Raw genomic sequence first — 18,786 nt, forward strand, 5'->3', positions numbered from 1 at the left:
CGTCAAATCAAGCCCCGACAGTTTTTGAAGAAAGAAGCCCCGTTGAACGACGAAGACCTCCCTCCCCTGATCGAAACGCCCCTCGGCCGCTACCGCCACTACAAGGGCGGCGAATACGAAGTGCTCGGCACCGTGCGGCACAGCGAGACGCTGGAGCCGATGACGCTGTACCGCGCCCTGTATGGCGCCCACGGCCTCTGGGTCCGGCCAGCCGCCATGTTCGGCGAAACCGTCGAGATTGACGGCGTGCCCCGGCGAAGATTTATTCCGATCTAGCCAGCCAGGCTGCGCACGCCCGTCCTGACTCAAAAGATTGCTACCTTTTCAGTAGCAATCCACATTCCTTCAACCGCAGCGGACGTCCGTTACGCGGCCGCGGGCGTCGACATCGAGATTGAGCCGTCCGCCATTGAGTTCCATCGTGGCCGCATCGCCAGGCTTCAGCACTCGCACGATTCCGGCGCCCGAGCGCACGCGGGCGGCGGCTTCGAGCTGGGGCGTCAGCGGCTGGCCTACGGCAAAGCGGGCGCCATCTGCGTTGCATTGGTAGACCGGTTCAGGCGGCGGCGCAGGTGCCGGGGCGGGCGCGGGCGCCGGAGCGGCACAGCCCGCCATCAGGGCAGCGCCGGCAACGGCCAACAGCAACGATTTGGTTTTCACTTTCTGGACTCCCGAAAACCCGCGAATATAAACAACTTTAAGGTTTGTGACTCAATGTATCTGACAACCATCCGGCGATGGCACGCGGATACAACAGATGCTCCTGCGCCAGGACCCGCCCGGCCAGGGTGGCCGCGGTGTCATCGGGCAGCACCGGCACGACGGCCTGCGCCAGGATCGGCCCGTGGTCGAGTTCGGTGGTCACCTGGTGGACCGTCACGCCCGCCACCTTGCAGCCCGCCTCTATGGCGCGCTGGTGCGTGTGGAGCCCCGGGAACGCCGGCAGCAGCGAGGGATGGATGTTCACCAGCCGACCTGCATAGCGGCCGACGAAGCCCGGCGTCAGGATGCGCATGAACCCCGCCAGCACCACCAGCGCCGGCGCATAGCCGTCGATCACCTTCGCCAGCGCCTCGTCGAAGGCCTCGCGGGAGGCGAAATCCTTGTGCGGGACCACGGCGGTGTCGATGCCGTGGGCCTTGGCGATCGCCAGCCCGCCGGCCTCGGCCTTGTTGCTCACTACTGCGGCAATGCGAGTGCCGAAACGCTCGGCCCAGCGGTCGCGCTCGGCGGCGCGCACGATGGCCGCCATGTTGGAGCCGCCGCCGGAGATCAGGATCACGATGTTCTTCATGGGAGGTGGGATTATCCGTGGCGCGTGTCTTGTCGCCGCGCGGACACCGATTCACAGCACGACCGTGCTAAAACTCGCAGTTCCGGAGACACACCGCGTCTGCGGTGAACCGATCAACACAGCGAGGCACGCATGGATTTGAGCTTCACACCCGAAGAACAGAAGTTCCGCGAAGAGGTTCGCGCCTGGGTCAAAGAAAACCTCCCCAAGGAGATTTCGCACAAGGTGCACAACGCGCTCGAACTGACGCGCGACGATCTGCAAGGCTGGGCCAAGATCCTCGGCAAGAAGGGCTGGCTGGGCTACGGCTGGCCCACCGAGTTCGGCGGCCCGGGCTGGACCGCCGTCCAGCGCCATCTGTTCGAGGAAGAAACCGCCCTCGCCGGCGCACCGCGCATCGTCCCGTTCGGCCCCGTGATGGTCGCACCGGTGATCATGGCCTTCGGCAATGCCGAGCAGCAGAAGCGCTTCCTCCCCGGCATCGCCAGCGGCGAAGTCTGGTGGAGCCAGGGCTACAGCGAACCCGGTTCGGGCTCCGACCTGGCGTCTGTCAAGACAAAGGCCGAGCGCAAAGGCGACAAATACATCGTCAACGGCCAGAAGACCTGGACCACGCTCGGGCAGTACGGCGACTGGATGTTCAACCTCGTGCGCACCAGCAACGAAGGCAAGCCCCAGACCGGCATCAGCTTCCTGCTGCTCGACATGAAGTCGCCCGGCGTCACCGTGCGCCCGATCAAGCTGCTCGACGGCGGCCATGAAGTGAACGAAGTGTTCTTCGACAACGTCGAAGTGCCCGCCGAGAACCTGATCGGCGAAGAGAACAAGGGCTGGACCTACGCCAAGCACCTGCTCTCGCACGAACGCACCAACATCGCCGACGTGAACCGCGCCAAGCGCGAGCTCGAACGCTTGAAGCGCATCGCCAGGAGCGAAGGCGTCTACGAAGACCATCGCTTCCGCGACGAGATCGCCAAGCTCGAAGTCGACATCGTCGCGCTCGAGATGATGGTGCTGCGCGTGCTGTCCGCCGCCACCTCGGGCAAGAACTCGCTCGACGTGGCTGGCCTGCTCAAGATCCGCGGCAGCGAGATCCAGCAGCGCTACAGCGAACTGATGATGCTGGCCGGCGGCCCCTATTCGCTGCCGCTGATCCGCGAGGCGATGGAAGCCGGCTGGCAAGGCAACTTCCCGGGCGGCAACCCGGCGCTCGCGCCGCTGACGTCGACCTTCTTCAACATGCGCAAGACCACCATCTACGGCGGTTCGAACGAAGTGCAACGCAACATCGTCGCGCAGACGGTTCTGGGCTGAGGAGACACGCACATGGATTTCAATTTTTCCGACGACCAGGAACAACTGCGCGACGCCGTTCGCAAGTGGGTCGACAAGGGCTATGACTTCGAGCGCCGCCGCGGCATCGAGGCCAAGGGCGGCTTCTCTCGCGAGGCCTGGGACGAACTGGCCGAGCTCGGCCTGGGCGGCCTCTATATCAGCGAAGACGACGGCGGCCTGGGCATGGGCCCGGTGGCCGGCATGGTCGTCATGGAAGAGCTGGGCCGCGGCATCGTGCTGGAGCCCTTCGCGCAGACGCTGATCGCCGGTGCCGTGCTCAGCGGCTATGCCGCTGCCGACACCAAGGACAGCTGGCTGCCGCGCATCGCGGGCGGCCAGGTCATCGTGGTGCTGGCGTACCAGGAACGCAAGGCACGCTACCGCCTCGACGTGTGCGACGCCCACGCAGCAAAGACCGGCACCGGCTGGTCGCTGAACGGCGCCAAGAGCGTGGTGCCCGTGGGCGACGAAGCCGACGCTTATCTCGTGCCCGCCAAGGTCGACGGCAAGATCGCCCTCTTCCTGGTCGAGCGCAGCGCCAGCGGCGTCGAAGCCCGCGGCTACGGCACGCAGGACGGCGCCCGTGCCGCCGAAGTGGTGTTCGACAAGGCCGACGCCACGCTGGTCACACTTGACGGCCTGGCCGCACTCGAGTACGCCGTGGACGTCGGCATTGCCGCCACCTGTGCCGAAGCGGTCGGCGTGATGGACAAGACCGTGGCCGTCACCATCGACTACATGAACCAGCGCAAGCAGTTCGGCGTGACCATCTCCACCTTCCAGGCGCTGCGCCACCGCGTCGCCGACATGAAGATGCAGCTCGAACTCGCGCGCTCGATGAGCTACTACGCGACGCTCAAGCTCAACGCCCCGGCCGACGAGCGCCGCCAGGCGCTGGCCCGCGCCAAGTACCAGCTCGGCGTGTCGATGCGCTATGTGGCCGCCAACTCGGTGCAGCTGCACGGCGGTATCGGTGTGACCGACGAATACATCGGCAGCCACTACTTCCGCAAGCTCACGCAGATGGAAATGACCTTCGGCGACACGCTGCACCATCTGGGTGAAGTGTCGGCCCGCATGCAGGACACGGCTGGCGTCTTCGCCTGACGGACTTTTTCCCCTAGCATCCAACGCCCGCCCGCCTTCGCGCCGGCGGGCGTTTTCACTTGGAACCCAGAACTCCAGGAACCCAGGAACGAAACATGCAATCCCGCCGCACCCTTCTTCTTGCCATGGCCGTCACAGGGACAGCCGCCACCGCCATGCTGACCGCCTGCGCCACCTCCCCTACGCCTTCGTACACCGAGCGCCCACCCATCGTGTTCATGCACGGCAACGGCGACTCGGCCGCGCTCTGGCAGACGACGATATGGCGCTTCGAGTCGAACGGCTGGCCGCGCGACCGGCTCTTCACGGTCGACCAACCCAATCCGGTCGCGCGCGACGACGACGCCGTGGCCCAGCCCGGGCGCAGTTCGACCGGCGAGTCGGCGGTGTTCCTCAAGGCTGAAGTCGACAAGGTGCTGAAGGTGACGGGCGCCAGCAAGGTCGTGCTGATCGGCAACTCGCGCGGCGGCAACACCATCCGGAACTACGTGCAGAACGGCGGCGGCGCAGCAGTCGTGAGCCACGTTGTGCTGGGCGGCAATCCGGCGCACGGCATCTGGGCGGTGAAGGGCTTCCGCGAGAACAACGAGTTCTCGGGGCTGTCAGGTTTCATGCAGCAGCTCAATGCGCCGAAAGGAGCGAACGGCGAAGAAGTCACGCCGGGCGTTAAATGGATGACCCTGCGTTCGGACAACAACGACAAATACGCGCAGCCCGACGGCGTGTGGATCGGCACGCCCGGCAAGCCGACGAACATCGGCTTCGACGGGCCGGCGCTCAAGGGTGCGACCAACATCGTGCTGCCGCGCGTCGACCACCGCGAGACTTCGTTCTCGCCCGCCGCATTCGCTGCGACGTGGCAATTCCTGACCGGGCAGGCGCCGCGCAGCACGGACGTCGCGGCGGAGACGGATGTGGTGCTCAACGGCCGTGCGATCGGCGCGGAAAACCTTTCGCTGAACGGCGCGAAGGTGACCGTCTATGCCGTCGACCCTGCCACCGGCGCGCGGCTCGGCGAAGCCGTCTTCACCAAGTCCGTCGGCGCCGACGGCCGCTGGGGGCCCTTCAAGGCGCGCGGCGACGCGGCCTACGAGTTCGTCCTGGCAACTCCCAGCTACGGCACCACGCATATCTACCGCAGCCCGTTCCCGCGCAGCAGCAGCGTCGTGAACCTGCGGCCGGAGCGCGTCATACCCGCCGACAACGGGGCCAGTGCCGTCGTCGTGTTCACGCGCCCACGCGGCTACTTCGACGCACAGCGCGACACCATGCGCTTCGATGGCAAGAGCCCGCCGGCCGGCGTGCCGCCGAAGGGGTCGGGCGTGTCGACATCGCGGCTGCGCATCGAGGGCGGCGGCGCCCCGCGCGCCGTGAGCGGCGAATTCAACGGCGAGCGCATCACGGGCCTCACCTGGCCGGCCGCGAGCGAACACACGACCGTGCTCGAGCTGACCTACTGAGGCACAGGCGGCCATGACCGACACGGACACCCCCTTCGTCCTGCAGGCGCGCGACGAGCGCGGCGTGGTCACACTGACGCTGAACCGGCCGGCCTCGTTCAACGCGCTCTCGGAAGGCATGCTGGGCGCGCTCGAACAGGCGCTCGGCGAGATCGCGGCCGACGAGACCGTGCGCGCCGTCGTCATCGCTGCGGCGGGCAAGGCTTTCTGCGCCGGCCATGACCTGAAGGAAATGCGCGCCGAGCCCTCGCTCGACTACTACCAGCAGCTGTTCGAACGCTGCGGCGCGATGATGCTGTCGATCCAGAAGCTGCCAGTGCCGGTGATCGCGCGCGTGCACGGCATCGCGACGGCGGCAGGCTGCCAGCTGGTCGCGGTCTGCGACCTGGCTGTGGCCTCGAGCGAGGCGCGCTTTGCGGTCAGCGGCGTGAACGTGGGGCTGTTCTGCGCCACGCCGAGCGTCACGCTCTCGCGCAATCTCGGCCGCAAGGAAGCCTTCGAGATGCTGGTGACGGGTAAATTCATCAGCGCACAGGAAGCGCGCGAGAAGGGGCTGGTCAACCGGGTGGCGCCGCCCGAAGAACTCGACGCGGCCGTCGAGACGCTGGTAGCCAGCATCGTTGCCAAGCCCCGCCAGGCGCTCGCTTTGGGCAAAGCCCTGTTCTACCGCCAACTGGAAACCGGCATCGAGGCCGCGCTGGCCGACGCCAGCCAGACCATGGCCTGCAACATGATGGACGAGAGCGCGCTGGAAGGCGTTCAGGCCTTCATCGAGAAGCGCCCGCCTGACTGGAGGCGCTGAGAAGCTAGGTGTCGTGCAGCCGCGAGCTTTGCGGCAGATGCGCCATCAGGAATTCCATCTGGTCGGCCAGGATGCGCCTGTTTCGCAGAATGAAATCTTCCCAGAGGCTGGGCACGTAGGGCGCGTACAGCAGCGGCATGTTCGCCTGTTCGGGCGTGCGGCTGCTCTTGCGGTGGTTGCACGGCTTGCAGGCCGTGACCACGTTCATCCAGGTGTCGATGCCCTTCTGGGCGAACGGAATGATGTGCTCGCGCGTGAGCTCGTCTTCGTGGAAATGCCCGCCGCAGTACGCGCAGATGTTGCGGTCGCGCGAAAACAACTTGCTGTTGGTGAGCCCGGGCCGCTGCGCGAAGGGGTTGATGCGTGGCACGCCCTTGGTGCCGATGATGCTGTTGATCGCAATCTGCGACTGCTCGCCCGTGATCGCGTTGTGGCCGCCACGGAACACCGCCACCTGCGCGCCCACTTCCCAGCGAACTTCGTCCGCCGCATAGTGGATCACCGCCTGTTCCAGCGAAATCCATGACTGGGGCAGCCCTTGGGCCGACAGCTTCAAGACCTTCACACACGCCTCCTCGAAAAGTGAGAGAACACGGAAAGACCAGGGACACGGAGCGCATTGAAGACCGACGCCAATCAACGCACTACGTCACAATATACCGGCTTTGTGACAAATCGGCCTGATTCGCCCATTTGACGGGCGAAAGGCGCTATCAAAAAGATACTCACCAATGCAGGTTTTTCGCGGCTTCCGGCACCCGGGCGTAGCTCCTGCCTGCGCCCTCACCATTGGCAATTTCGACGGCGTGCACCGTGGCCACCAGGCCATGCTCGCGCTCTTGCAGACCGAGGCCCGCCAGCGCGGGCTGCCGAGTTGCGTGCTCACCTTCGAGCCCCACCCGCGCGACTATTTCGCCGCCATCACCAAGAAACCCGACCTGGCGCCGGCGCGCATCGGCACGCTGCGAGACAAGCTCAGCGAACTGGCTGCCTGCGGCGTGGCGCAGACCATCGTGCTGCCGTTCGACGGCAGGCTGGCCTCCCGGTCGCCCGAGGAATTCATCCAGGAGGTGCTGATCGACGGCCTGGGCGCGCGCTACGTGCTGGTGGGCGACGACTTCCGCTTCGGCGCCAAGCGGGCCGGCGACTACGCCATGCTCGACGCAGCCGGCGATGCACGCGGCTTCGACGTGGCGCGCATGAACAGCTACGAAGTGCACGGCCTGCGGGTTTCGAGTTCCGCCGTGCGCGAAGCGCTGGCCGAAGGCCGCATGGCCGACGCCCAGACACTGCTCGGGCGGCCGTACACCATCTCCGGCCACGTGGTCCATGGCCGCAAGCTCGGCCGGGCGCTGGGCGCCTCGGCACCGGGCAAGGACGACGGTTTTCGCACCCTCAACCTGCGCTTCAAGCACTGGAAGCCGGCCGCCAGCGGCATCTTCGCGGTGCTGGTGCACGGCCTGGCTGACCAGCCGCTGCCGGGCGTAGCGAACCTCGGCGTGCGCCCCTCGCTGGACGCCAACGACGTCAACGCCGGGCGTGTTTTGCTGGAGACGCATTGCCTGGAGTGGCCCTCCCATCTGGGCGCCGAAGGGGCCTACGGTAAAATCGTCCGCGTGGAACTTCTGCACAAACTGCACGACGAATTGCGCTACACCAGCCTCGAGGCCCTCACTGCGGGCATCGCGAAGGATGGCCGCGACGCGCGCGCGTTCTTTGCATCGACCCACGCCGAAACCCACCGCCAGACCACGCGCGACCGAATTTAGCCCTGCACGCACCGTGCTGCCGCCCTTCGACAAGCTCAGGGCGAACGGCTTTACCTTCCGCACCGACACGCTTCATGCAGTTCGGGCTGAGCCTGTCGAAGCCCCCTGTTTCGCACCCCAACATGTCTGACGCTGCTTCCCCCAAAGATTACCGTTCCACGCTGAACCTGCCCGACACCCCCTTCCCGATGCGCGGCGACCTGCCCAAGCGCGAACCGGGCTGGGTGAAGGAATGGAACGACGAAGGCCGCTACCACCGCCTGCGCGACGCTCGCCACGGCGCGCCCAAGTTCATCCTGCACGACGGCCCGCCGTACGCCAACGGCCAGATCCACATGGGCCACGCGGTGAACAAGATCCTGAAGGACATGATCACCAAGGCGCGCCAGCTCGAAGGCTACGACGCGCTCTACGTGCCCGGCTGGGACTGCCATGGCCTGCCGATCGAGAACGCCATCGAAAAGCAGTACGGCCGCAACCTGAGCCGTGACGAGATGCAGGCCAAGAGCCGCGCCTTCGCCACCGAGCAGATCGCCCAGCAGATGGTCGACTTCCAGCGCCTGGGCGTGCTGGGCGAGTGGGACCATCCTTACAAGACGATGGACTTCGCCAATGAAGCCGGCGAGCTGCGCGCGTTCAAGCGCGTGATCGAGCGTGGTTTTGTCTACCGCGGCCTGAAGCCGGTGTACTGGTGCTTCGACTGCGGCTCCTCGCTGGCCGAGTTCGAAATCGAATACGCCGACAAGAAGAGCCAGACCGTCGACGTGGCCTTCAAGGCGCACGAGCGCGAGAAGGTGCTCAAGGCCTTCGGCACCGACCACACGATCCTCGGCGACGTCTTCGCCGTGATCTGGACCACCACCGCGTGGACCATCCCGGCCAACCAGGCGATCAACCTGAACCCCGACCTCGAGTACTCGCTGGTCGACACCGAGCGCGGCCTGCTGATCCTTGCCAACTCGCTGGTCGAGATGTGCATGACGCGCTATGCGCTCGACGGCAAGGTGCTGGCCACGGTCAAGGGCGAGAAGCTCGGCGGCCTCGAATTCGAGCACCCGCTGTACGACGTGGATGCCGGCTACAAGCGCCTGTCGCCCGTGTACCTGGCCGACTACGCCACCGCCACCGACGGCACGGGCCTGGTGCACTCCTCGCCCGCCTACGGCGTGGACGACTTCAACTCCTGCATCGCCCACGGAGTGGCGTACGACGACATCCTGAACCCGGTGCAAGGCAACGGCAGCTACGCGGCCGACTTCCCGCTGTTCGGCGGCCAGAACATCTGGAAGGCCGTGCCGGAAATCATCGCCGCGCTGCGCGACGCCAACCGTGTGCTGACAAGCGAGACCATCACCCACAGCTACCCGCACTGCTGGCGCCACAAGACGCCGGTGATCTACCGCGCCGCGGCGCAGTGGTTCATCCGCATGGACGAAGGCGAAGGCGTGTTCACCAAGGACAAGGCGCCCAAGACGCTGCGCCAGACCGCGCTCGACGCCATCGAGCAGACCAGCTTCTATCCGGAGAACGGCAAGGCGCGCCTGCACGACATGATCGCCGGGCGTCCCGACTGGTGCATCAGCCGCCAGCGCAGCTGGGGCGTGCCGATCCCGTTCTTCCTGCACAAGGATTCGGGCGAGCTGCATCCGCGCACGATGGAAATCATCGACCAGGCCGCCGACATCGTCGAAAAGGGCGGCATCGAGGCCTGGAGCCGCGCCACGGTCGAAGAGATCCTCGGCGCCGAAGACGCACCGCACTACACCAAGAGCACCGACATCCTCGAGGTGTGGTTCGACTCGGGCTCGACCTTCTCCCACGTGCTGCGCGGCACGCACCCCACCGTGCACCACGACACAGGGCCTGAAGCCGACCTGTACCTCGAAGGCCACGACCAGCATCGCGGGTGGTTCCACTCGTCGCTGCTGATCGCCTGCGCGCTGGAAGACCGCGCGCCGTACCGGGGCCTGCTGACGCACGGCTTCACGGTCGATGCCAAGGGCATCAAGATGAGCAAGTCGCTCAAGAACGGCATCGATCCGCAGGAAATCAGCAACAAGCTGGGTTCGGAAATCATCCGCCTGTGGGTGGCCGCGAGCGACTATTCGGGCGACATCGCTGGCGACGACAAGATCCTGGCGCGCGTGGTCGATGCGTACCGCCGCATCCGCAACACGCTGCGCTTCCTGCTCGCGAACACGAGCGACTTCGACGCCACCAAAGATGCGGTGCCGCTCGACCAGCTGTTCGAGATCGACCGCTATGCGCTATCGCGCGCGGCGCAGTTCCAGGCCGAGATCCTCGCGCACTACAAGGTGTACGAGTTCCACCCGGTGGTGGCCAAGCTGCAGATCTACTGCTCGGAAGACCTGGGCGGCTTCTACCTCGACATCCTGAAGGACCGGCTCTACACGACGGCCCCGGGCTCGCTGGCTCGCCGCAGCGCTCAAACGGCGCTGTGGCACATCTCGCAAGCCATGCTGCGCTGGATGGCGCCGTTCCTGAGCTTCACGGCCGAGGAAGCCTGGAAGTTCGTGAGCACCGGCAAGCCGGGCGAATCGATCTTCGCGCAAACCTACAGCCAGTTCGCCGCGCCCGACGAAGCCCTGCTCGCCAAGTGGAGCCGCATCCGCGAGATCCGCGATGCGGTGAACAAGGACATCGAAGCGGTGCGTGCCGAAGGCAAGGTCGGCTCGTCGCTGCAGGCCAATCTGCAGCTGACCGCGCCTGCCGACGACTTCGCGCTGCTGGGCTCGCTGGGCGACGACCTGAAGTTCGTCTTCATCACCTCGGCCATCGCGCTGGCCGCCGGTGAAACGCTGTCGACGGTGGTAACGCCAAGCGCCGCGCAGAAGTGCGAGCGCTGCTGGCACTACCGCGACGACGTGGGCCACGATGCGGCACACCCGACGATCTGCGGGCGCTGCACGAGCAACCTGTTCGGCGCCGGCGAATCGCGGAGCGTTGCCTGATGGCCGCCACCCGCTCCATGTCTTCTGCATCGCGTTCGCGCGGCGGCAGCATCTGGCCGTGGCTCGGGCTGGCGGTGATCATCGTGATCATCGACCAGTTCACCAAGACGCTGATCCTGGGCTACTACAAGCTCGGCGACGCGACCTATGTGACGAGCTTCTTCAACGTCGTGCGCGCGCACAACACAGGGGCCGCCTTTTCATTCCTCGCGGATCACTCGGGATGGCAGCGCTGGCTGTTCACGATCATCGGCGTGGCGGCTGCGGTGTTCATCGTGTGGATGCTGAAGTCGCACGCGGGGCAGAAGCTGTTTTCGTTCGCCATGGCCTGCATCCTGGGCGGGGCCATCGGGAACGTGGTCGACCGGATGATGCACGGCTATGTCGTCGACTTTCTGAGTTTCCACGCGGGGAACTGGTACTTCCCGGCCTTCAATGCTGCGGATAGTGCGATCACGCTTGGGGCGATCTGTCTGATCCTGGATGAGATCCGGCGGGTTCGTCGGGGCAAGTAAGTTTTCTCAGGGGCCCGATGGGCCCCTTCTTCTTTGGGTCCGCCCACCCTCACAAAGGCCCCTCGGGTTTCTCCCGCTTTCTCGCGATGTCATAACAAAGTCATACTGCGGCGGTCCAATGTAATCGATTACATGAACACCGCACAATGAGCATTCAAGCCGTTGCAGCCAAAGCCGGGGTCTCCGTGGCCACCGTCTCGCGCGCCTTCAATTTCCCCGACAAGGTGACGCCCGCCACGCGCGAGCTGGTGGAGCGTGTGGCGCACGAACTCAACTACGTGCCGAATGCCAGCGCGCGCACCTTGCGCACCCAGCGCAGCCGTGTGCTCGGCGTGGTGCTGCCCACGCTGCTGAACCCGACCTTCGCCGAGTGCCTGCAAGGCATTGCGCGCGCGGCCGTCGCGGGTGGCTACGCGATCATTCCCGTCACCACGGGCTACAAGCTCGACGAAGAAGAGCGTGCCGTTCATCTGCTGCTGGCCGGCAATGTCGACGGGCTGATCCTCGTGGTGTCGAACCCCTCCACTTCGGCCGCCCTGCCCCGCCTGCAGGCAGCCGGCGTGCCCTATGTGCTCGCCTACAACCGGCACCCGGACCACCCTTGTGTATCGGTCGACAGCGAAGGCGCGGTGGCCGACGCGGTCACGCGCCTCGTGCTGCTGGGCCACCGCCGCATCGCCATGGTCAGCGGCACGCTCGCCGCGTCGGACCGAGCGCAGCAGCGCTACCGCGGCTACCTGAAGGGCATGGCCGAAGCCGGGCTCGCGGCGCCCGCGCTCATCGAAGTGCCCTTCGTCGAAACGGCCGTCGATGCGCTCTCCAGCCAGCTGCAGGCGCGCAACCGCCCTACCGCGCTGATCTGCTCCAACGACCTGCTGGCCATTCGCAGCATCCGCGCCGCGCATCTCAGCGGCCTGTCGGTGCCCGGCGACCTCAGCGTCGTCGGCTTCGACGGCATTGCGCTCGGTGAAGACCTCACGCCCGCGCTTACCACCATCACCCAACCCAACAGCGACATCGGCCGCCACAGCGTAGAGCTGCTGATCCAGGCCATGGCCAGCGGCGCCACGCTGCAGGCCGATGCGAGCCTGCTGCTTCCCCATGCCTTCCGAGACGGCGAGTCGTGCGCTTCGGTGCACGAAGACAACAACGCCGCCATTTCACGACCCTGACCACTTCTCGTTCTTTGCCTACATCCATCCAAGGAGCTTCTTCATCATGTCTCTTCGCTTCCACCGCATGGCCCGCCTCGGCCTGCTCGCCGCCACGCTCGTCGCCGGCAGCGCCATGGCGCAGACCGCCATTTGCTACAACTGCCCGACCGAATGGGCCGACTGGGGCACGCAGCTGAAGGCCATCAAGGCCAGGACCGGCGTCACCGTGCCGCCCGACAACAAGAACTCGGGCCAGTCGCTCGCCCAGATGGCGGCCGAGAAGGCCAGCCCTGTGGCCGACGTCACCTACCTCGGCGTGACCTTCGCGGTGCAGGCAGCCAAGGACGGCCTGGTCGAGCCCTACAAGCCGGCCGCATGGAAAGACATTCCCGACGGCCTGAAGGACCCGGCCGGCAACTGGTTCACCATCCACTCGGGCACGCTCGGCTTCATGGTCAACGTCGATGCGCTCAAGGGCAAGCCGATTCCGAAGTCGTGGGCCGACCTGCTCAAGCCCGAATACAAGGGCCTGATCGGCTACCTCGACCCGGCCTCGGCCTTCGTCGGCTACGTCGGCGCGGTCGCGGTGAACGAAGCGCGCGGCGGCACGCTCGACAACTTCAAGCCGGCCATTGACTACTTCAAGGCGCTGCAGAAGAACGAGCCCATCGTGCCGAAGCAGACCTCGTACGCGCGCGTGCTGTCGGGCGAAATCGCGATCCTGCTCGACTACGACTTCAACGCCTACCGCGCCAAGTACAAGGACAAGGCCAACGTCGCCTTCGTGATCCCGAGCGAAGGCACGCTGGCCGTGCCCTACGTGATGAGCCTGGTCGCCAAGGCCCCGCACGCGGCCGACGCGAAGAAGGTGCTCGACTTCACTCTGTCCGACGAAGGCCAGGCGATCTGGGCCAAGGCCTACCTGCGGCCGGTGCGCGCCAATGCGATGCCCAAGGACATCGAGGCGCAGTTCCTGCCCGCGAGCGAATACGCCCGCGCCAAGAGCGTGGACTACGGCCGCATGGCCGCGGCGCAGCGCGCCTTCTCCGACGAGTACCTGAAGGAAGTCCGCTGAGCGGACGCCACGCGCGATGACGCAAGCCACTCTCTCCAACGCTTCCAACGCCTGGAACCCGCGCTGGCGCCTGCTGGCCTGCGTCGCGCCCGCGGCCGCCTTCTTCGCGGCCTTCTGGCTGCTGCCGGTGGTGCGCCTGCTCACGCTGCCCGCCGATAAGGGTTGGGCCACCTACTTCGCGGTGCTGACCGATGCGCGCTACCTCACGAGCATGGCCAACACGGTCGCGCTCTCGGTGGCCGTGACGCTGGCCACGCTGGTGCTGGGCGCGGCGGTGGGCATCTACCTCGCGCGCCATGCCTTTATCGGCAAGCGCGTGCTGCTGTCGCTGCTTACGCTGCCGCTGTCGTTTCCGGGCGTGATCATCGGCTTCTTCGTGATCCTGCTGGGCGGGCGGCAAGGCGTGGTGGCCGACATCGGCGACAGCCTGTTCGGCGAGCGCATCACCTTCGCCTACGGCCTGCTCGGGCTGTTCCTGGCGTACCTGTATTTCTCGCTGCCGCGCGCCATCGCAACTTACACGGCGGCAGCCGAGTCGATGAACACGCAGCTCGAAGAAGCGGCGCGTTCGCTCGGCGCCTCGCGGCTGCGAGTGGCACGCGACGTGTGGATGCCCGAACTCGCCCCCACCACGCTGGCCTGCGGCGCCATCCTGTTCGCCACCTCGATGGGCGCCTTCGGCACGGCCTTCACGCTGGCCAGCAAGTTCGAGGTGATCCCGATCACCATCTACAACGAGTTCACCAACTACGCCAACTTCGCGCTCGCCGCGTCGCTGTCGATCTCGCTGGGCATCGTGACCTGGCTGGTGCTGTTCGTGGCGCGCCGCTTCGGCGCGAACCCCGTCGCACGTTGAGACCCACGCACATGCGCAAGAACACACAACCGAAGGCCCCCTTCCTGCTCGCCGTCACGGTGATCGTGAGCCTTTTCATGATCGCGCCGATGTTGCTGTCGGTGATGGCGGGGCTCGTCAACAACTACAGCGCCGGGCTCAAGAGCGGCCTTACGCTGCGCTGGCTCGGCGAGGTGTGGGAGAACTACGGCGGCACCGTCGGCTGGTCGCTCGCGCTGGCCGTGGCCTGCGTCGTCGGCACCGTGCTGCTGGGCGTGCCCTGTGCCTATGCGCTGGCGCGCAGCCGCTCGCGCGCCGCGCGCATCTTCGAAGAGCTGCTGACACTGCCGGTCGCGGTGCCGGGCCTTGCGACGGCGCTGGCTTTGATCCTCGCCTACGGCCAGCTCACCGCCTTCCGCCAGAGCTTCGCCTTCATCCTCGTCGGCCACATGATCTTCACGCTGCCCTTCATGGTGCGCACCGTGAGCTCTGCCTTCCAGCGCGACGACCTGCTCGCGCTCGAAGAGGCCGCACGCTCGCTGGGCGCCAACTTCCGCCAGCGCTTCATGGGCATCCTGGTGCCGGCCGTGTTCCCGGCCATCGTGGCCGGCAGCCTGATGGTGTTCACGCTGTCGGTGGGCGAATTCAACCTCACGTGGATGCTGCACACCCCGCTCACCCGCACGCTGCCCGTGGGCCTGGCCGACAGCTATGCCTCGATGCGCATCGAGATCGGATCGGCCTACACGCTGGTCTTCTTCGCCGTCATTCTTCCGGTGCTGTGGGGCCTGCAGTACCTTGCCAACCTGATGCAGAAACGCCATGGAACTTGAACGCATCCCCGTCGACATTACGAACTGCGCAAAGACCTACGCAGACGGCACGCGCGGCCTGCAGCCCACCGACCTGAAGGTCGAGGCTGGCGAGGTGCTCGCGCTGCTGGGCCCTTCGGGCTGCGGCAAGACCACGCTGCTGCGGCTGATCGCGGGGCTGGAAGCGCCCGACGCGGGCAGCCGCATCGTGTTCGGCGGCCAAGACGTCACGCAGCGCCCGGTCGAGCACCGCGGCGTAGGCATGGTGTTCCAGAGCTACGCGCTTTTTCCGCAGATGACGGTGGCGGCCAACATCGGCTACGGCCTGCGCATTCGCGGCGTCTCGCCCGATGAGGAAAAGCACAGCGTCGGCGAGCTGGTCGACCTGGTGCGCCTCGGCGGCCTGGAAAACAAGCGCCCCGCCGAACTCTCCGGCGGCCAGCGCCAGCGCGTGGCCCTGGCGCGCGCCGTGGCCGTGCGCCCGCGCGTGCTGCTGCTCGACGAGCCGCTGGCCGCACTCGACGCCAAGCTCAAGGAATCGCTGCGCGACGAACTGGCCGAGCTGCTGCGTCGCCTGCACATCACGGCCATCCACGTCACGCATGACCAGCAGGAGGCGCTCGCCATCGCCGACCGGCTCGCGGTAATGCGCGCCGGCCGCATCGTGCAGGTGGGCCGTGGCGAAGACCTGTACCGCGCGCCCGCGCATCCTTTCGTGGCCGAGTTCCTGGGCCGGGTCAACCGCCTGGAGCGCGAGGCCGATGCCATCGCGCAAGGTGTTGTCCGACTCGGTGGATCAACCGTGCCCTGCCCGGGCGCGTGGCAAGGCCATGCGATGCTGCTCGTGCGGCCTGAAGACATCGAGGTCAGCGCGCCGCAGCCCGATTGGGGCGCCGCCATAGTCGAGCGCCGCACCTTCCTCGGCGACCGCGTGCAATTGCACCTGCGCCTGCGAGACCAGCCCGTGCTGGTGGCCGATGTAGGGCGCGACAATCCTTTTGGGCCGGGCGACGCGGTGGGTCTTCGCATCCACCCCGACCGGCTGATGAAGTCGCAGGAAACAAGCGCATGACGACAACTCAGAGCAAGAACACCTTCCTGGTCCAGCTGACCGACCTGCATATCCGCGAGCCGGGCCGGCTGGCCTATGGCCGCATCGATACCGCGCCCTACCTCGAGCGCGCCGTGCAGTCGGTGCTGGCCCTGCGCCAGCAGCCCGACGCGGTGGTCGTCACCGGCGACCTGACCGATTTCGGCCGCGCCGCCGAGTACGAGCACCTCGCCCGCCTGCTGGCTCCGCTGACCATGCCGGTCTGCCTGATGCCCGGCAACCACGACGACCGCGACCAGCTGCGCCGCAGCTTCCCCGGCCATGCCTACATGGGCACGGGCGCCAATACCGACGGCTTCATCCAGTACTCGGTGCGCGTCGGCGACCTGCGCCTGCTCACGCTCGACACCTGCGTGCCCGGTGCCAGCCACGGCTCGCTGTGCGAGAAGCGGCTGGCTTGGCTCGAGGCACAGCTCGACGCCTGCCGCAACGAGCCCGTCGTCGTCGCCATGCATCACCCGCCCTTCGAAACGCTGATCGGCCACATGGACGAGATCGGCCTGCTGCAAGGCGCCGATGCGCTGGAAGCCCTGCTCTCGCGCTACAGCAACGTCGAGCGTGTTATCTGCGGCCACCTGCACCGTGCCATCGACGTGCGTTTCGGCGGCACCATCGCCTCGACCTCGCCGGCGCAGGCCCATCAGGTCTGCCTGGATCTGGCCCCCAATGCTGACTCGGCCTGGACATTGGAACCGCCTTCATTCCGAGTGCACGCGTGGTCAGCGCGCGGACGCCGGCTCGTCACTCATCTCGCGGCATCAGGCAGCTTCGAAGGCCCCTATCCTTTCCACGACAACGGAGCGCTGATCGACTGAAGCGCTCACTTGTGGAAAATGGGGTCGAAACGAAGCAAAACGAAAAGGATAGAACCCGCCCCCCATGAAGCATCTCCTGAATCTGCTGGCAGCCGTTGCCCTGCTGGTATGGGGCACGCACCTGGTCCGCACCGGCGTGCTGCGTGTGTTCGGCGCCAACCTGCGCAAGATCCTCGTGCAGAGCATGCGCAACCGTTTCACGGCCGCCCTCTCGGGCATCGGCGTGACGGCCCTGGTGCAGTCGAGCACCGCCACCTCGCTCATGACCTCGTCCTTCGTCGGGCAGGGCCTGGTTACGCTGCCGGCGGCGCTGGCGGTGATGCGGGGCGCCGACGTGGGCACTGCGCTGATCTCGGTGCTGTTCTCGGCAGACCTGTCGTGGCTTTCTCCAATGTTCATCTTCGTGGGCGTGGTGCTCTTCATCACGCGCTCGGCCACCGTGGCGGGGCGCGTCGGCCGGGTGCTGATCGGGCTCGGGCTGATGCTGCTGGCGCTGCAGCTGGTGGTGGAGGCGACCGAGCCGCTGTTCTCCTCGCCGGCAGTGCGCGCGCTGCTCGCATCGATCAGCAGCGACGTGCTGCTTGAAATCACCATCGGCTCGGTGCTGGCCATCGTGGCCTATTCGAGCCTCGCGGTGGTGCTGCTGGTCGCGGCCATGGCTACGTCGAACGTGGTGCCGCTGGACGTGGCGCTCGGCCTGGTGCTCGGCGCCAACCTGGGCAGCGGCCTGCTCGCAGTGCTGACCACGGCCAAGTCGGCGGTGGCCGTGCGGCAGGTGACTGTGGGCAACCTGCTCTTCAAGGCACTGGGCGTGGCCGTCGTCGCCCCCTTCATCGGCCTGTGGATCCGCTACGTGCAGCCGCAGCTGCCCAACCAGACGCACGGGGTCGTGCTGTTCCACCTGGCATTCAACATCGTGATCAGCGTGGGGTTCATCGGCCTCACGCAGTGGGTCGCCAAGCTGGTAATGCGCATGCTGCCGGTACCGCAGCAGCCGGCCGGCACATCACGGCCGCATCACCTCGATCCGTCGGCGCTGTCGACGCCCTCGCTCGCCATTTCGAATGCGGCGCGCGAGGCGCTGCACCAGGCCGACATCGTGGAGACCATGCTGATCGGCACGCTCGACGTGATCCGACACAACGACCTGCGGCTCGCGCAGGAACTGAGGCAGCTCGACGACACGGTGGACGAGCTGTACTCGGCCATCAAGTACTACATGACCCGCATCTCGCGCGAGGCGCTGGGCGAAGAGGAAAGCCGGCGCTGGACCGACATCATCAGCTTCACGATCAACATGGAGCAGATCGGCGACATCATCGAGCGCGTGATCATTGACGTGGAAGACAAGAAGATCAAACCGCAGCGCAACTTCTCTGAAGCGGGCATGGCGGAAATCGTCGAGCTGCATGGGCGGCTGGTGGCCAACCTGCGGCTGAGCATGAGCGTGTTCCTGAACGGCAACGTGCGCGATGCGCAGAAGCTGCTCGAAGAGAAGGTGCGCTTCCGGAACCTGGAGCGGGCCTACGCCACAACCCACCTGGACCGGCTGTCGGACCGCACCACGCTGAGCATCGAGACCAGTTCGCTGCACATCGACCTGATCAGCGACCTGAAGCGGATCAACTCGCACATCTGCTCGATTGCGTATCCGATCCTGGAGTCGGCCGGAGCCTTGGCGCCCAGCCGGCTGAGAGAGTCTCGACTGGGAAAGATCGAGGGCTGACCGA

The 18,786-nt window shown here is 66.3% G+C and carries 18 protein-coding genes; 15 read left to right on the forward strand and 3 right to left on the reverse strand.

Going from position 1 to position 18,786, the window contains the following annotated elements:
- Positions 1-42 precede the first annotated feature (42 nt).
- Positions 43-276: a DUF1653 domain-containing protein gene (locus tag BMW87_RS08435; protein ID WP_093048960.1), complete on the forward strand. Its 234-nt coding sequence runs from the start codon at positions 43-45 to the stop codon at positions 274-276.
- Between the two features lie 69 nt (positions 277-345).
- Here BMW87_RS08435 and BMW87_RS08440 read toward each other — a convergent pair whose 3' ends face one another.
- Together BMW87_RS08440 and purN are read right to left on the reverse strand one after the other, a co-directional pair.
- Positions 346-660 carry an I78 family peptidase inhibitor gene (locus BMW87_RS08440; protein WP_093048957.1) on the reverse strand — a complete coding sequence of 105 codons (315 nt, stop codon included), beginning with the start codon at positions 658-660 and terminating at the stop codon, positions 346-348.
- A gap of 37 nt (positions 661-697) precedes the next feature.
- A complete protein-coding gene (gene purN, locus BMW87_RS08445) occupies positions 698-1,294 on the reverse strand; it encodes a phosphoribosylglycinamide formyltransferase (RefSeq protein ID WP_093075751.1) in 597 nt (198 codons plus the stop codon).
- Between the two features lie 132 nt (positions 1,295-1,426).
- Between purN and BMW87_RS08450 the strand changes: the two genes are divergently transcribed.
- From BMW87_RS08450 to BMW87_RS08465, 4 genes are all read left to right on the forward strand, one after another.
- Positions 1,427-2,608, forward strand: a complete 1,182-nt coding sequence (locus BMW87_RS08450) for an acyl-CoA dehydrogenase family protein (RefSeq protein ID WP_093048951.1) — start codon at positions 1,427-1,429, stop codon at positions 2,606-2,608.
- 12 nt (positions 2,609-2,620) lie between these two features.
- The gene (locus BMW87_RS08455; protein ID WP_093075753.1) at positions 2,621-3,736 is read left to right on the forward strand and encodes an acyl-CoA dehydrogenase family protein; all 1,116 of its coding nucleotides are present in this window, start codon (positions 2,621-2,623) and stop codon (positions 3,734-3,736) included.
- Positions 3,737-3,831: 95 nt separating this feature from the next.
- The gene (locus tag BMW87_RS08460) at positions 3,832-5,196 is read left to right on the forward strand and encodes an alpha/beta fold hydrolase (RefSeq protein WP_093075754.1); all 1,365 of its coding nucleotides are present in this window, start codon (positions 3,832-3,834) and stop codon (positions 5,194-5,196) included.
- 13 nt (positions 5,197-5,209) lie between these two features.
- Positions 5,210-5,998 (forward strand): enoyl-CoA hydratase, encoded by a 789-nt coding sequence (locus BMW87_RS08465; RefSeq protein ID WP_093075755.1) that lies wholly within the window; start codon positions 5,210-5,212, stop codon positions 5,996-5,998.
- 4 nt (positions 5,999-6,002) lie between these two features.
- Here BMW87_RS08465 and BMW87_RS08470 read toward each other — a convergent pair whose 3' ends face one another.
- Positions 6,003-6,563 carry an HNH endonuclease gene (locus tag BMW87_RS08470; protein WP_093048940.1) on the reverse strand — a complete coding sequence of 187 codons (561 nt, stop codon included), beginning with the start codon at positions 6,561-6,563 and terminating at the stop codon, positions 6,003-6,005.
- Positions 6,564-6,729: 166 nt separating this feature from the next.
- Here BMW87_RS08470 and BMW87_RS08475 point away from each other — a divergent pair, with 166 nt between their 5' ends.
- The 10 genes from BMW87_RS08475 (at position 6,730) to BMW87_RS08520 (ending at position 18,782) form a co-directional block, all read left to right on the forward strand.
- Positions 6,730-7,767: a bifunctional riboflavin kinase/FAD synthetase gene (locus BMW87_RS08475; protein ID WP_093048937.1), complete on the forward strand. Its 1,038-nt coding sequence runs from the start codon at positions 6,730-6,732 to the stop codon at positions 7,765-7,767.
- Positions 7,768-7,889: 122 nt separating this feature from the next.
- On the forward strand, positions 7,890-10,739 hold the full coding sequence (gene ileS / locus BMW87_RS08480; RefSeq protein ID WP_093076069.1) for an isoleucine--tRNA ligase: 2,850 nt from the start codon (positions 7,890-7,892) through the stop codon (positions 10,737-10,739).
- Positions 10,739-11,254 (forward strand): signal peptidase II, encoded by a 516-nt coding sequence (gene lspA / locus BMW87_RS08485; RefSeq protein WP_093048934.1) that lies wholly within the window; start codon positions 10,739-10,741, stop codon positions 11,252-11,254. Before ileS ends, lspA begins: the two co-directional genes overlap by 1 nt.
- 146 nt (positions 11,255-11,400) lie before the next feature.
- Positions 11,401-12,426 (forward strand): LacI family DNA-binding transcriptional regulator, encoded by a 1,026-nt coding sequence (locus tag BMW87_RS08490; protein WP_093075757.1) that lies wholly within the window; start codon positions 11,401-11,403, stop codon positions 12,424-12,426.
- Between the two features lie 46 nt (positions 12,427-12,472).
- Positions 12,473-13,483 (forward strand): ABC transporter substrate-binding protein, encoded by a 1,011-nt coding sequence (locus BMW87_RS08495; protein ID WP_093075759.1) that lies wholly within the window; start codon positions 12,473-12,475, stop codon positions 13,481-13,483.
- Positions 13,484-13,499: 16 nt separating this feature from the next.
- A complete protein-coding gene (locus tag BMW87_RS08500; protein WP_093075761.1) occupies positions 13,500-14,339 on the forward strand; it encodes an ABC transporter permease in 840 nt (279 codons plus the stop codon).
- Between the two features lie 11 nt (positions 14,340-14,350).
- Positions 14,351-15,151: an ABC transporter permease gene (locus BMW87_RS08505; RefSeq protein WP_093048921.1), complete on the forward strand. Its 801-nt coding sequence runs from the start codon at positions 14,351-14,353 to the stop codon at positions 15,149-15,151.
- The gene (locus tag BMW87_RS08510) at positions 15,141-16,202 is read left to right on the forward strand and encodes an ABC transporter ATP-binding protein (protein WP_093075762.1); all 1,062 of its coding nucleotides are present in this window, start codon (positions 15,141-15,143) and stop codon (positions 16,200-16,202) included. Before BMW87_RS08505 ends, BMW87_RS08510 begins: the two co-directional genes overlap by 11 nt.
- On the forward strand, positions 16,199-17,056 hold the full coding sequence (locus BMW87_RS08515) for a phosphodiesterase (protein ID WP_093075764.1): 858 nt from the start codon (positions 16,199-16,201) through the stop codon (positions 17,054-17,056). The genes BMW87_RS08510 and BMW87_RS08515 overlap by 4 nt, the downstream gene beginning before the upstream one ends.
- A gap of 64 nt (positions 17,057-17,120) precedes the next feature.
- Positions 17,121-18,782, forward strand: coding sequence for a Na/Pi cotransporter family protein (locus BMW87_RS08520; protein ID WP_093048912.1), 1,662 nt, complete (start codon positions 17,121-17,123; stop codon positions 18,780-18,782).
- The last annotated feature ends 4 nt before the right edge of the window (positions 18,783-18,786 follow it).

This window comes from Variovorax sp. OV084, from assembly GCF_900111625.1.
In the GTDB taxonomy this organism is placed as follows: Bacteria; Pseudomonadota; Gammaproteobacteria; order Burkholderiales; family Burkholderiaceae_C; genus Variovorax.

Excerpts from the sequence above, each read along its gene's own strand:
- purN (WP_093075751.1), bottom strand. The coding sequence starts at position 1,294 with ATGAAGAACATCGTGATCCTGATCTCCGGCGGCGGCTCCAACATGGCG.
- BMW87_RS08450 (WP_093048951.1), top strand. The coding sequence starts at position 1,427 with ATGGATTTGAGCTTCACACCCGAAGAACAGAAGTTCCGCGAAGAGGTT.
- BMW87_RS08455 (WP_093075753.1), top strand. The coding sequence starts at position 2,621 with ATGGATTTCAATTTTTCCGACGACCAGGAACAACTGCGCGACGCCGTT.
- BMW87_RS08460 (WP_093075754.1), top strand. The coding sequence starts at position 3,832 with ATGCAATCCCGCCGCACCCTTCTTCTTGCCATGGCCGTCACAGGGACA.
- BMW87_RS08465 (WP_093075755.1), top strand. The coding sequence starts at position 5,210 with ATGACCGACACGGACACCCCCTTCGTCCTGCAGGCGCGCGACGAGCGC.
- BMW87_RS08475 (WP_093048937.1), top strand. The coding sequence starts at position 6,730 with ATGCAGGTTTTTCGCGGCTTCCGGCACCCGGGCGTAGCTCCTGCCTGC.
- ileS (WP_093076069.1), top strand. The coding sequence starts at position 7,890 with ATGTCTGACGCTGCTTCCCCCAAAGATTACCGTTCCACGCTGAACCTG.
- lspA (WP_093048934.1), top strand. The coding sequence starts at position 10,739 with ATGGCCGCCACCCGCTCCATGTCTTCTGCATCGCGTTCGCGCGGCGGC.
- BMW87_RS08490 (WP_093075757.1), top strand. The coding sequence starts at position 11,401 with ATGAGCATTCAAGCCGTTGCAGCCAAAGCCGGGGTCTCCGTGGCCACC.
- BMW87_RS08495 (WP_093075759.1), top strand. The coding sequence starts at position 12,473 with ATGTCTCTTCGCTTCCACCGCATGGCCCGCCTCGGCCTGCTCGCCGCC.
- BMW87_RS08500 (WP_093075761.1), top strand. The coding sequence starts at position 13,500 with ATGACGCAAGCCACTCTCTCCAACGCTTCCAACGCCTGGAACCCGCGC.
- BMW87_RS08505 (WP_093048921.1), top strand. The coding sequence starts at position 14,351 with ATGCGCAAGAACACACAACCGAAGGCCCCCTTCCTGCTCGCCGTCACG.
- BMW87_RS08510 (WP_093075762.1), top strand. The coding sequence starts at position 15,141 with ATGGAACTTGAACGCATCCCCGTCGACATTACGAACTGCGCAAAGACC.
- BMW87_RS08515 (WP_093075764.1), top strand. The coding sequence starts at position 16,199 with ATGACGACAACTCAGAGCAAGAACACCTTCCTGGTCCAGCTGACCGAC.
- BMW87_RS08520 (WP_093048912.1), top strand. The coding sequence starts at position 17,121 with ATGAAGCATCTCCTGAATCTGCTGGCAGCCGTTGCCCTGCTGGTATGG.